The 13848-nt window shown below is 48.5% G+C and carries 8 protein-coding genes and 1 riboswitch; all 8 genes read left to right on the top strand.

Annotation, left to right across the window (positions count from 1 at the left end; all coding sequences use genetic code 11):
- Nucleotides 1-103 precede the first annotated feature (103 nt).
- The 8 genes from AAIG11_RS04215 to AAIG11_RS04250 all read left to right on the top strand — a co-directional run bounded on the left by AAIG11_RS04215 (nucleotide 104) and on the right by AAIG11_RS04250 (nucleotide 13841).
- Nucleotides 104-1249, top strand: coding sequence for a substrate-binding domain-containing protein (locus AAIG11_RS04215; RefSeq protein WP_343185025.1), 1146 nt, complete (start codon nucleotides 104-106; stop codon nucleotides 1247-1249).
- 259 nt (nucleotides 1250-1508) lie between these two features.
- A riboswitch (molybdenum cofactor riboswitch) is annotated at nucleotides 1509-1626 on the top strand.
- Between the two features lie 485 nt (nucleotides 1627-2111).
- Complete coding sequence (locus AAIG11_RS04220; RefSeq protein WP_343185026.1) at nucleotides 2112-3317, top strand: S-layer homology domain-containing protein; 1206 nt, start codon at nucleotides 2112-2114, stop codon at nucleotides 3315-3317.
- 83 nt (nucleotides 3318-3400) lie between these two features.
- Nucleotides 3401-7915, top strand: a complete 4515-nt coding sequence (locus AAIG11_RS04225) for a two-component regulator propeller domain-containing protein (protein ID WP_343185027.1) — start codon at nucleotides 3401-3403, stop codon at nucleotides 7913-7915.
- Between the two features lie 209 nt (nucleotides 7916-8124).
- Complete coding sequence (locus AAIG11_RS04230; protein WP_283407677.1) at nucleotides 8125-8691, top strand: molybdopterin-dependent oxidoreductase; 567 nt, start codon at nucleotides 8125-8127, stop codon at nucleotides 8689-8691.
- 16 nt (nucleotides 8692-8707) lie between these two features.
- Nucleotides 8708-10339, top strand: a complete 1632-nt coding sequence (locus AAIG11_RS04235; RefSeq protein ID WP_283407676.1) for a metallophosphoesterase family protein — start codon at nucleotides 8708-8710, stop codon at nucleotides 10337-10339.
- Nucleotides 10312-11394, top strand: coding sequence for an ECF transporter S component (locus tag AAIG11_RS04240; protein ID WP_283407675.1), 1083 nt, complete (start codon nucleotides 10312-10314; stop codon nucleotides 11392-11394). The genes AAIG11_RS04235 and AAIG11_RS04240 overlap by 28 nt, the downstream gene beginning before the upstream one ends.
- A gap of 51 nt (nucleotides 11395-11445) precedes the next feature.
- A complete protein-coding gene (locus AAIG11_RS04245; protein WP_283407674.1) occupies nucleotides 11446-13011 on the top strand; it encodes an ABC transporter ATP-binding protein in 1566 nt (521 codons plus the stop codon).
- Nucleotides 13011-13841, top strand: coding sequence for an energy-coupling factor transporter transmembrane component T family protein (locus tag AAIG11_RS04250; RefSeq protein ID WP_283407673.1), 831 nt, complete (start codon nucleotides 13011-13013; stop codon nucleotides 13839-13841). Before AAIG11_RS04245 ends, AAIG11_RS04250 begins: the two co-directional genes overlap by 1 nt.
- Nucleotides 13842-13848 lie beyond the last annotated feature (7 nt).

A 13848-nucleotide genomic window follows, 5' to 3' on the forward strand; every position in this document is an offset into this window, starting at 1 on the left:
TCATATGTTATAATTTCATAAAGCAACTACTCCGAAAAGTAGCCCGGTATGATCCTGCGCGCATCGTAAGGGTCTATATTCTTGCAAAAAGGAGTCCATTATTATGAAAGATCATCGCACAGAAGCGTTCCAGATTCTAAGGGCCATTGATGGGAAACGCAGTTTTTCCATTGACAAATTGTTTGCCCTGATGAACCAGATTCAGGTGACAGGTTCCATCAGTGGTGCAGCAGCCAATTTATCTGTTTCCTATCGGTACGCCTGGGGGCTGATTCAGGATGCTGAAAATGCACTGGGGGTAGAACTGGTGATCAAACAGGTGGGAGGTGCAGAGGGAGGCGGTACCACCATTACTGAAAAAGGAAAGCGCCTGCTTTATCAATATGATCACTTAAAGCAGGAAATTGATGATCAGCTGACTGATTTGTTAACTTCAGTTGGAGATGATTTATCAGAATCCTACAATGAACAGCCTCAAAGAGTTGGCGATCATTTGCTGCTGATGGCGTCAACCATTAGCCCTGTTGAAGCAGGCCTGGTGGATATATTGGAACAGGCCTACTATTTGGAGACTGGCATGCTGGTACGCCATATTGCTGCCGGCAGCGGTAGAGCTCTCGACATTGCACGGAAGGGTCGAGTTGACCTGGTGTTGGTTCATGCCCCGGATCAGGAGCAACTATTTATGGAAGAAGAGTGGGGAATAGAGCGCCGCCATCTCATGAGTAATTCTTTCCAACTGGTAGGACCGAAGTCAGATCCTGCCCGGCTGTGTAATATTCGCAGTGAGGCAGGTATCACAGGACTTTTCCAGCAAATCGCACTGACCCAAAAACCTTTTGTAAGCAGGGGTGACCGATCAGGAACACATCTTCGCGAAATGAAAATCTGGGAGCTGGCAGGCGTAAAGCCAGTGGAACCCTGGTATATCAAGACGCCGACAGTGATGGGAAATGTGGAGGCACTGCAGCTGGCTACGGAAAAAAACGCCTACACACTTACTGATTCGGCAACCTACTGGCAGACACCTTGCCAGGAGTCCATGACTGTTTTTTCTGGAGAAACATTGAATGATGCGCTGTTGATGAATCATTATTTTCTAATTGTTGTCAATCCTGAACGATTCCCCAATGTGAATGTTCAGGACGCCCGATGTTTTGCCGATTGGCTGACCGAAGGTGCTGGACGAGCAATTATTGCAGGATTTGGAAATGAAGATGGGCAAAAATCTCTTTATTTAATACCTTGATTGCAGCGTGATGCATAATAACTCGAGACGGTATATTTCTAAATGCATAACGATGCAATTAGTTAATTGAAAAGAGAAACATCAACTAATCTATTCGAAATGCCGGCTTACTTGTTTAAAGGGAGGAAATGACGTAATTTAGCAGATCGGCGAAGCAATAAATTAGGTTGACAGACGTTTCACAGTGAACTATACTGAACCTGCAAGGTTTTTCTTGAATTTCGATATGCATTTAAAAACATATAGATAAAACGATGATGGTCATCGTTACCTCCGAGTCTGAATTTCTAAGGGCGTTGCCTATGAGATCAGACCATTGGGTACCACCGGAAACGGTGTTGCCTCCCCTTCAGAAAAGGAGAGCTGTTGCAAATGCAATGGATATAAGCGCCTTCTTTCGGGCGTTTTTTTATTGCTCGCATTAAGATAGGGCATGTTGGAATCCATCGGAAGGAGGTATCATCTAAAAAAATCTGCATGTTGATACATAGTCAATTAAGATGTTTCACAAGAAAGTAGTTAAAAATAATGACAGGAAGATTCTGAAAAAAATCAAGAGATACCATGATCAGTCAAGTGAAGCTTGCGATGAAGTTGATTGTGAGGTGTGCCATGTACAATGGAATTTTTCCGCATCAGGAGTTTGTTGAAGGCTGAACGAGTTCGTCCTTATTAAATACTTTGAAGAAAAAATCAGGGAATTAATACACCGGAGACATCACCAACATGAACATTTTTTTCTTGGATGATAGGTGAATGTGTCTTTGGAATTTAAGTGCGCGCAAGCTTCTGCAAAAAAGTTTAGACGCTTGTGAGAAGAAACTTAGCTGCCGAGGGCAGTCATTTGAAAGGAGCGATTATGATGACAGAAATGATGAATGGTAAATGCAGATGGATGACGTGGTTACTGGTAGTATTGCTGCTTTTTTCACCCTTAACAACATTTGCGCTGGACAAACAGGATTATGCGGTTGAAATCAGAGGTACAGGAGTGCCAGAGGTGCTTCAGCTTTCCATTGATGATTTAAAGGCAATGCCTGCTGAAGCCCAGATTAACGAAGCCTATGTGTATAACAGCCGGGCCGGCGAAAAAACAGCTGAAGTGAAGGGTGTCAGTCTGGCATACGTACTTACTGAGGCAGCTGGTGTGACGGCTGTGACAGGACTGGTTTCTTTCGCAGCTTCTGATGGTTATCCCATTGAACCACAACCCTTGGAGGATGTGTTGGACGAAGCACTTCAGTTCGTTCTGGCCTATGAGGTGGATGGTGTAATGGCTGATGAAGATGACAATCCAGCAACTCAGGAAATCACGGTGTATCGCAAACAGAAGGAAGAAGGGGAGTTTGGAACGGTTTTCAAGATGATTGAGCGCATTGATGTTGATGCTGCTTTAGCTGCTTCAGAGAATGAAGAAGCTAAAACATCAGAAGCAACTGAGGCTGCAGAAGAGGCAGAAGATGAAACGCCTGAAATGGAACTTGAAGAGAGCGGCGATGAGAGTCCTGCCATCAGTTTCACAGACATTACTCCAACATTTGCCTATGCGACAACGGCCATTGAAGGACTGGTGAACAAAGGAGTCGTTTCAGGTATGGGAGATGGGCGCTTTGCACCTGCCGAAAACTTGACACGGGCACAAATTGCCACCATCATGGTTAAAGCGTTGGGGCATGAAACCGCAGCTTACCGGGGCGGTTTTTCAGATGTGAAGGAAAGTGACTGGTTTGCGTCCCATGTACAGGCAGCTGTCGAAGCTGGGATTTTCAGCGGTTATCCAGATGGCACCTTCAAACCAGACCGGGTGATCAGCCGCCAGGAGCTGGCAGTTGTTACTGGCAAAGCAGCCGTTGAAACCGGTGTGGTGGAACAGCAGCGTATGGCTAAATTTGTCATGGAAAAGTCTGATTACGCAGATAAAGAGGCGGTGCCAGCCTGGGCAGCTCATCAAGTGGCCTGGTTGGAAGCTCAGGGAGTCTTTCGCGATTTTATAGGAGAAAGCTTTGAGCCTGTCAAAACAGTCAATAGGGCAGAAGCAGCCACGGTGATTTTTAAAACCCTCTATTAATCAACTAGTGTGAATCATTGGCAACAACACTCGGCATTCCTCTGTGATTGTCGGGTGTTGGACAATAAAAGTGAGGTGCCGTCATGAATCCCATGAAAAGAAATCTTTCCAAACAACTTATTGCCTTGATCTTGACCATGGCACTGGTCCTGACTTCACTGCTGGTGGGTTTTCCTGTGGAAGTTCTTCGAGCCAACGCAGCATCTGGATCTCTTGTCATCACCGGAACAGGGGTGGAGCGTGAGGTGACGCTAACCCAGTCTGACTGGCAAAACATCAATCATCCTCAGATGGTAGAACGTATTTTTTCTTCCAATAACAATTTCAACTTCCATAAAATTTGGCAGGTCAAAGGGTTTGACCTGTTTTTACTGCTGGAGGAAGCTGGATTTAAGGGGGGCGGGGCACAAAAGGTTACTTTCATTGCAGCCGATGGGTTTAAACGAACCTGGACGGTGGATGAATTAATGGCATTGTCGGTCCATCCAGACATGACGCCAGGGAGTGCTGTGAAAGTGACTCCCGTGATTGGCAGCTTTCGGACAGAACTGTTGGATGTGCCGGGGAATGAACTGAAAGCTCCTGTGACCTGGTCAGAAAAAGCCCTGTCAACAGCAGACCTTGACGGGGAGGGCCCCCGTTTGTATTTGGGTCAGGAATCCGGAAAAGTCAATGACATTAATCAGATGAATTTCATCCGCGACCTGAGGCGCATCGTTGTGGGTGAGGAACGGCCGGCTGCCTCAACAGGGTCGATGCCGGCTGCATCGGCGGGCGCATTTGGAAACAGTCCCTACCGGCACATTTCCTACGAAGGTGCCCCTTATCATATTGATTCAATTACAGGAGCCACCATGACCATTGAAGGCCCAGGAGTGGAGTCTTACCGGGCTTTGTCTCTGCGACAAATTGAAGAAGAAATCGCCGGCATCCATCGGGATACATATCAGGAAATGATGAATGGTGTTCTTCGTTCTAATCAATATGAAGGCGTTCGGGTGGCGCATCTGTTGGATCATTTTGTAACGTTGCGAGAGAATCTTGGTAAAGTGGTTTTTAGGGATGTGAACCGGAGAATCATTGCTTCTTTCACCCTTGATGAAATTAGAGACCAACAGCGGGGAATGATGGTGGCTTATGGCATTAACGAAGTACCACTGGTTTATGAGCGGACAGATGCCGGTTACCAGGCCGTCGCAGCCAATGATAATGGATGTTTTAAACTTGTTTATCATCCGGCGCCTGGAGAAAAGCCGGTGGCTTTCACCAATGTGGCGTATCTTTATGTGGAGGAGAATACCCGACCAGGCTTTGAGCATGCAGTGCCTCCTTACAATGATCCAAAGCTGACAAATAATATATTTGCCCTGTCGGGCAGTGGGCTTGGAAAAGAAGTGAACTACACAGTGGCAGAGCTGGAATCAATGGCGGCCCTGCACCTTGAAAAGGAATACAGTTTGTCCAATAGTGAACACTATTGGTATTACAATACGTATAAAGGAATACCCCTTTGGGACCTGTTGCTGGCTTCCGGAATGGATGAAAACATTGATGAAGCCACACCGGTCACCTTTATTGCGGCGGATTATTACCAGATTCCGCCGGTGACTGTGGGTGACTTGAAGCACCATGACCGATGGGGGTACTATGAAAAGGATGCCCTGGATCAGGGCGATGGTGAGTTCGACGGAAGCAATGTGCCGGCGTTAAAGAGTGGATACCCAGTCATGGTGGCGTATGGATTCGATGGATACCCCTATGTACTGCATCCATCAGATGAAGGGCACAACTCAGGCCTTCGGAATGCTGACGGACCGTTACGCATTATTTTTGGCAAGCGAAGCTATGACCACACCAATGGATCTCATCAGGTGAAGCTTGCCAAAAGAGTGATAATCGGGGATCCTGCGGATCATACCACCCACCAGACAGCTCCATACACACAGCTGAATGAGTGGTCGTTGAGTCTGGAAGTGGTTGATGAGGAAGGTGTGAAGGTATCATCAGAAAAAATGAATCTGTCCAAAGTAGAAGAGTTGGTATATGGTGGCACTCCCAGAGAAAGGGATGCTTCACGGGTGAAAGCTTATTACGTCACTCAAGATGATGATCAGAAGGATCTGGTTTCTGATCTTTATGAAGGGATTGGGCTTGGTCAGCTGTTGTTCGAAAAAATCGGACTGCCAGGAACCATGGGGACGGTCACCTTCGAGAATGTGGTCGGCGAAACGCTGACGGTGACGCTGGCAGACATATTAAAAAAAGACTACTTTAATGAAGTCAATGGTTCCAACAACCTCCATCCGCTGCTTGCTTTTGGGAAAAATGGATATCCACTGGTTGAAACCGCTGAAAGTGATGGTTATCAAGGTGGCTCCATTCATAATCAAGGCGGTCCACTGAAGGTGATTTTTGGTCAATCGCAACAAGGGAGATCCGGGCATCATCTTGACCAGATTATCAGTATCAGGGTGCAGGTGGAGAAAGATCACTGGGCGCATCTATCCATGCCATATGACCAGTATGCAGATGAAACCATTTCTTTCACCGGGACTGGTGTCAGGCAGGCAACTGTCATCACACTGGCTGAACTGGAGCTGATGCAGCAATATATCACCATGGCAGACTACGCAATCGTTGATAGAAACAATCATCAAACCAGGGAAACATATCGGGGAATTGATCTCTATGAATATCTTCGACAGGAAGTTGGCTTGACGGCGGGAGCCAATGAGGTGACAGTGGTGGCTGCCGACGGCTATAGCCGCACCTTCCTGCTGGAAGAGATTGGTAAAAGAGACTACATTAATGAAGCCAGCGGCGCCAATAATCTATTGGTACTGCTGGCCTACGGCAAAAATGAAACGCCTTTGGTGCCGGATGACACTTCTGAAGGCTATGTGTCGACAGTTGATAATGGTGGCGGTCCCTTGCGCCTGGTGATGGGCCAGACAGAAAAAGGTGACCAGAACAGTGGCAAAATGGTCCGCAATGTGACTGAGATCAAAGTGACTGCAGCAGCGGGTGACAGCTGGAAACACAACGTGGGCATGTACACACAGTATCTGGACATTCCTGTTCTTCGGATCACCGGTTCACAGGTGAAAGAACCCCGCACTTTTAGTTTGAGACAGCTTCAGGCTCTGGATGAGCATATCATACGTGATGTGATTTCCGGCACTGCTGAAGTGGAAGGACTGGTGCTCTGGAATCTGATCAAAGAAGTGGTGGAACTGACTGACGGTGTCAGCGTTCCCAGTGGGATTCGAGTGTACGCAGGGCCTGGCTACAATCAGCTGCAGGTGACCAATGATGTGATGAATGGCATGGTGAACAGCCGGGGAGAAAGGAAAGAAGTACTTCTTGGATACGCACTTAACGGATACCCGCTGGTACCGCATGCTCACAGTGAAGGGTATGTGCACAATAATGAATATGGACCGCTGCGGTTGTATGTGGAAGAAAATGAGTCCATGTGGACCAAGTGGGTTGACTGCATCGTGGTGGGCACAGGTGAGTATGAAGAGCCGTTGGAAAAAGATTTGCAGGCGGATGAGCTGCCCATGGCAACGAGCAATGCTTCCGCGGGATTACCTTCCATGGAACGTACCCCAGGGTACACTTGGGAAAGCCATCGAAATGATACCGGAGAGGGGCTCCCCTGGGCCAGCGTGAGGGTCATCTCCACTGATCAGCAGGGAGGTCTCTGGGTGGGAACCAATGGCGGTGGAGCAGCTTACCGTCATGCCGCTGGGGGCTGGACCCTTTTCAATCAGCAGAACAGCCCATTGCCCCACGATACTGTCTATGATATTGCCGTTGATGCCAGCGGCGGTGTATGGTTTGTTGGTGGAAGTCCTGAGTCTGGAATGGGAATTGTGGAGAAAAAAGGGGAAGAATGGCAGGTATACACCAGTGCCGATGCCTTACCCACAGGAACTGACTTTGCCCAGGCCATTGCACAGGATTCCCGGGGCGGCATGTGGTTTGGAACGGCAGCAGGACCATTATATCGTTCGGCAGGCGGTGATTGGCAGCTGATGACAGATGAATCATTGCCAGCCAGCTCAGTGACGGTACTGACCCCTGATGATCAGGGCGGATTGTGGATGGGTTTCTACCCAAAAGAGACTGAAGCGGGGTATCAGGGTGGCTATGCTTACAGAAATCGAAGCGGTGAAATAACAGTGTACTCTAATGATTCGGGCGAGTTCTCAGGCAGCTGGATTCGAGAAATTGCACCTGACCTTCAGGGTGGCGTTTGGATTTCCCGGTTCGGAAAAAACGACTATATAGACCCGCGAGGGAATCGAACCATCTATCACAGCGACCGGGAACTGCTGCCACATCTGACTGATGAAGACAGCATACGGCTCATATATCCTGACAAAAGTGGAAATGGAATTTGGATCGGAACCACTCAAAGTGGTTTGTATCATCGAAGTCTCAATGGCACCATCACGGTGAATCATTCTGAAAACATCCTTCCTTTGGCTTCTTTTGACAGTATTTGGACGGTGACAGAATCACCTGATGGCCATTTGTGGGTCGGCACCAACGGAGGGATTGTTAAAGGCGTGTTCGGATTTTCCAAGTGAAACGGCATCAGGAATCAATGAGAATGATGGTGAAGGATGCGCCGTAAACGATAGGTGCTGAGTTGATGGACCATGACAGTTGAAGGAGGTGGCGCGATTCGCTGCTTCCTTCCTGTTTGGCGTGGATGGACTGAAATTTGCCTGAAGCTGAACCCTGAAGGCAGATGAGAAAGAGGAACCAAAGGTAACAGGAAGGCGGCGAATACGGAATGACCATAGGATACACCTCTGCTCATAAGAAATGGCTTCGATTATTACTGGGTATACTGCTGCTGACTGTTTTATTTACAAATGGTTGTCGCAGTGAAAAAACCGGGGACGACAAGGCTGTAATCGAAATCAATGGGGAAGGCATTCTGGCTCCTGCAAAGGTAAGCCTGGAACAAATGAAAGGAATGGAGGCCGGATTGGTGGAAGCCGACTTCTTTTCCCTAAACTCTTACGGAACAAGGGAATACACTGCTTTCAAAGGCGTCTGGCTGTGGCATTTGCTGCAGGAAACCGTTCAACTGAAGACTGATGCCACCCAGGTGACCATTGTAGCTGAAGATGGCTATCAGGTGACGTACACATTGGAAGAGGTTCAACGGAAAGACTATCTGGACGAGCAAAATCCTGATAGCACCTATCCCATGATCATTGCCTGGGAACAGGCGGGTCAGGCCTTTGACCCGGATCAAGGAAATCCATTCCAGCTGGTGATTGGTCAACGGGAGCCAGGTGATGTGAACAAACCTTATTGGGTGAGACATATCATCACATTGGAAGTTAAGTGATGGAGAGGATTTTGAAATGAGAGACCTGCAAAGTGCTAATAGCCATAATGAACGGCTGACAACTCCCTATCATTGGGTACTGACTGGTTTACTGGTGATCCTGTTTGCCTGCTGCGCCTGTGTTCCACTGGCTGAAAAAAACGTTGAAGTAGGTGTCATCGGAGGAGTGGTGACTGCTCATGAGAAAGATAAGCTTCAGGTTCGCGCAACAGCGCCTGAAACCATCATCCACTTACCGGAAGCTGAAAAAGATGGACAAATGATGAGAATAAATCTGAAAAATGTATGGGCAGCTCATCTTCAGGTGATCCATGAACAAACAGGAGAGACAACAAGGATGACGCCTGTCGCCTTTGAAACCCTCACACCTACTTCTGTTATGATGCAGGTGCCGTTGACATCTGAACCTCAGAGCATTTATGCAGACTGGAGCCGGAACCTGCCACAGAAACCCCTGATCATGGCGGTTGTGGGCGACAATCAGGGAAACGATGATGTGCTGGCTCGGATCATTGAAGAAATCAATGAAACCGAAGCAAGCCTTCTTATCCATCTGGGCGATCTGGTGCCATCAGGACAACCGGAAGAATACAGTGCCTTTCTGGAGACCATGGAAGCCCTGACCATTCCCTGGTATGCGGTGCCTGGCAATCACGATGTCAGAGGAGATGGAATGGCATACTTTGAATCATTGATAGGTCCCCGGGAAACCGGCTTTCAATTGGGAGATTTCAAGTTTCTTCTGTTGGATACTTCTTCCCTGAACATGACAGGGGAGCAACTCAGTCGACTGGAAGCACAGTTAAACCACGTGAAAGACACCCAGCAACTCTTGTTCATGCACTGTCCGCCAGCGGATCCCCGGGGTCGCAGCCATGGCTTTCTTGATATCGGTGGAGCAGAGGCCTTCTATGAACTGATAGCTGAGCCTGAACTGAAGGTTCAGGGAGTTTTTGCCGGTCATGTGCATTTGTTCCATCATCGCAATGAAGCAGGAGTCGACCATGTGATCAGTGGTGGTGCTGGTGCCCGGCTCTATGCATCAGAAGATGAAGGTGGTTTTTATCACTATACGTTGGTCACTCTGGCAAAACCTTTGCTGGTGACACCGATTCCAGTGGAAGCGCCTCCGCGCAGCACTGATGTGGTGATCACTGGCAGCAAAGGTGATCTCATTCTGCCAGCGGATACCCTGGATGAAATGGCTGTTTTATCACGAAAGGGAAGCTTTCAGAATTTTCATGGCAATTTTCGGGGAGAAGGAACTTACCGTGGTGTTCCAGTGAAAGACCTGGTTGACTTGGTGGGGGGTATGACACTTGATGATTTCCTGCGGGTTCATTCCTGGGATGGCTATCGACAGGATTTTGCCTATGAAAATGTGTATCCTGAGTCATCGGGATGGTACGATGAACAGGGAGATATGGTGTTGGCTATCGCCTATAATCAATCAACTTTACCCGAATGGGAAGATGGCTACCGAATAGCTTTTTTACCGGATGATGGTGTGTTTGATAACGAGAATCTGCTGAAGACTTCATTGCCAGGTTTGGGAGGGCATGATTATTTATCAGCAGGCAGTGTATGGGTTCGAATGGTCAACCGCCTGGAGGTGATTCCATGGAATCAACAAGAAACAACACCTTAAAGACTGACTCAGGAAAAGCGCGCTACTGGCACAACCGTGACTTGCTGATCATTGCCATCCTCAGCGGATTGGGAGGTGTGATGAGCACCTATGTGGGCTACCTGGGAAATTTGCTAAATCGGATGCTGGGGGTTCCCTTTGGTGCAGGTCAATTTGTTGCCGGGTTGCATGTATTTTGGATTGTGCTGGCGGCAGGATTGGTGCGTAAACCAGGGGCTGCCACGATGGCCGGATTATTGAAAGGAGTCATTGAACTTCTCACAGGGAGTACTCATGGCGTAGTAATCGTCATGATCTCGTTGGTACAGGGATTTCTGGTGGAAGTGGTCCTGCTGCTGTGGCGGCGTCATTCACTGCCGGCTTATATGCTCGCCGGTGGACTGGCTGCTGCTTCCAATGTGGTGATGTTTCAGCTCCTCTACTTTTCGGGAGCGCCCATCACCTATCTCTTTTTCATCAGCACTCTGGCTTTTTTTTCTGGCGCATTGTTGGGAGGAAGCTTTGCCATGAGTGTTATGGAAATGGTTTTTCAGGCACGTCCCATTCGTATGAGTGGTGCTGCCAGCCATGATTTTCAGGCTGATCACAAACGTCAGCGGTTGAAAGGAAGGCACTGGATCACTCTGGGGCTGACCCTTGCCTTATCTGCAGGAGCACTCTACTACTTTACCTTCGTGTTCGAACTGCCGGGCAGAGGGCCAGCTCTGCGGGTGGAAGGGGCTGTGGAGAATCCGGCGACCCTGAACCTGTCACAAATGTCCGATGCAACCACCACCATTACAGCAGAGCTGATTGGTGAGATCACCCATGTGCCACCTCAGGAATACACAGGCATCCCCATATGGGTAATCCTGAAACAGGTGGAACCATTGCCTGATGCTGTTACTTTGGAAGTGATTGCTTCAGACGGCTATACAGTGACTTTCAATTTGCAGGACGTGATGGATGACCATGAAATGGTTTTGATTGAAGAATCAGACACACTAAGACTGATAGCCGGCGCTTACCCTGGCGGCCATTGGGTTAAAATGGTGAATCGTCTTGTGGTCCGATAATCGGTTGGAGAACGTCAATAGTAAGGCCAAATGCAGAGAGGGAAAAAAGAGATGACACCTGTGATTGAAATCAATCAACTTACGTTTACGTATCAAGGGGAACAGAATGCTGCATTATCACAGGTGGATCTACGTCTTTACCCTGGGGAGTTTATCACCATTACGGGACCCAGTGGGTGTGGCAAGTCCACGCTGGCCATGTGCCTCGCCGGTTTTATCCCCACTGCTTTTCCGGGAGAAATGATGGGGGAAGTACTGATTCAGGGACACGATACCCGTAAGTACCCTGAGGGAGGGCTTTCGGGAATTGTGGGACTTGTTCAGCAAGATCCCGAGGGGCAGCTCTGCACCCTCACCGTCGCTGATGAGGTGGCCTTTGGTCCCGAAAATCTGTGTGTACCGCCGGAAGAGATTCGAAGCCGAGTCATCACATCTCTCGAGGCAGTGGATGGTATGCATTTGTTTCATCGTCAGGTGCACACCTTATCAGGAGGAGAAAAACAACGTGTCGCCATTGCTTCGGTACTGGCCATGAAACCTGCTCTCCTGATTTTGGATGAACCCACCGCCAATCTGGACCCCCGTTGCACCAGGGAAGTGCTGCAAGTGCTGGCGAAACTGCAGCGGGAACAGGCCGTTTCTCTGGTGATTATTGAACACCGACTGGAACAGGTGCTGCCATGGACGGACCGATTGATCCGGATGGATCAAGGAAGGATTGCAAGTAGCATTGACAGGGCTGTAATGCTCCAGGGAGGGTTGGAGGCGGCATCTCAAACCAGCTATGTACCTGAGGCCTTCGAATCATGCGATCAAAGCAGGCACAGTAAGGCAAGTGACGAAGAAGTATCTGTGGCTGAGCAAGCCTTGCTCAGTGTGGAACATCTTCAGGCAGGGTATGAAGACCGAGTGGTTTTGTCAGATGTGAGCTTTCAACTTTCGCCAGGTGAAACCGTTGCCCTTATGGGTGACAATGGGAGTGGCAAAACCACGTTGATCCTTTCTTTACTTGGAATCATCAAACCTTCTGGAGGAAAAATCTGGTTTCAGCAGGAAGAGATGACTGGGAAAAAAGTAGCTTATCGTGCCCGGCATATGGGACTGGTTTTTCAAAATCCCCATCACCAGTTATTTGAAAACAGTGTATGGCGTGAAGCGCTGCTGCCGGCCTCCTTTCTCAGCGAGACTTCTTCTGACGCTGTTGAGGAGATAACCGGAAATCTATTGGAGGATTTCCATCTGATCCAATATCGGGAGAAGAATCCCTTTACCCTCAGTCTGGGAGAAAAAAAGAGATTGGCATTGGTGTCGGTGCTGGCCTATGGTCCATCTCTCCTTATTCTTGATGAACCATTGGTGGGCCAGGACCGAGAACGGATGCTGACTTTGATGAATGTGCTTCAGTATCATCGAAGGCAGGGTGGATCAGTACTGATGGTATGTCACGAACCGGCAGTGGTGGAAACTTTCTGCCAACGGATCCTGTTTGTGAAGGATGGAAGCATCGCTATTGATGCACCTACGGCAGAGGCCTTTCAAATGTTGAAAGCCCAAGGACACCATGAATACCTGCCAGCCTGTGGACATGTGCAGATCGGTGAAGAAGGGGGAGACTGATGAAGGCAGCCTGTTCACCAAAAAGTAAAACGAGTTCGCCGATATCGAAGGGGTTTTTTCCGGGACTGAGTTATGTGGAAGGAACTTCATCGCTGCATCGAGTTCATCCAGGTGTCAAATTGATGCTGCTGATTAGCTTTAGCATCTGTGCCATGCTGGTGACCTCTGTGGCTGGAGGAATGTTGTTATTGGTCATTCTCATCAGTGCTTATGGAGCAGCAGGATTGGGATGGGATTTCTTTATTCGCAAATTGCGGTGGATCCTGCTGTTTGGGTTAATGATGTTGCTGGCCCAGGTATTATGGGTTAGAACGGGAGTGCTTCTCTGGCATTTCCAGGGGAGTTTTTTTTCATTTGAAGTTTGGTCGGAAGGGCTTCTGGGAGGGCTGGCAATGGTATTTCGCTTTATCAATGTCATCGGATCAAGCTATTTGTTTGTTGCCATCACGAATCCCAATCAACTGGCGTACACACTGATGCAGGCTGGTCTTCCTTATCGGGCAGGCTTCATGCTGATCACAGCACTGAGATTCATCCCGCTGTTTCATCTGGAACTAAATCAAATCAAAAACGCTCAGATGGCCAAAGGAATCGATCTTGAGGGGTTATCGCCTGCCAAACTGGTGCGCAGTATTCGATACTTGTTAGTACCATTGGTGATCTCGGTACTGGGAAGAGTGGATACACTGACGGTATCCATGGAAATAAGAGCTTTTGGTTTGACGGATCACAGAGAGTATCGGGAAACGCTGTTAATGTCAAAAGCAGAGAAAAGGGGGATGGCTGTGATTCCCCTGGTTTTTGGAATCATCTGGGCGGCTTTGAGATAAGATGGTA

Origin of the sequence: Anoxynatronum sibiricum, from assembly GCF_039414295.1 — a bacterium.
Taxonomy (GTDB): Bacteria; Bacillota; Clostridia; order Peptostreptococcales; family Tindalliaceae; genus Anoxynatronum; species Anoxynatronum sibiricum.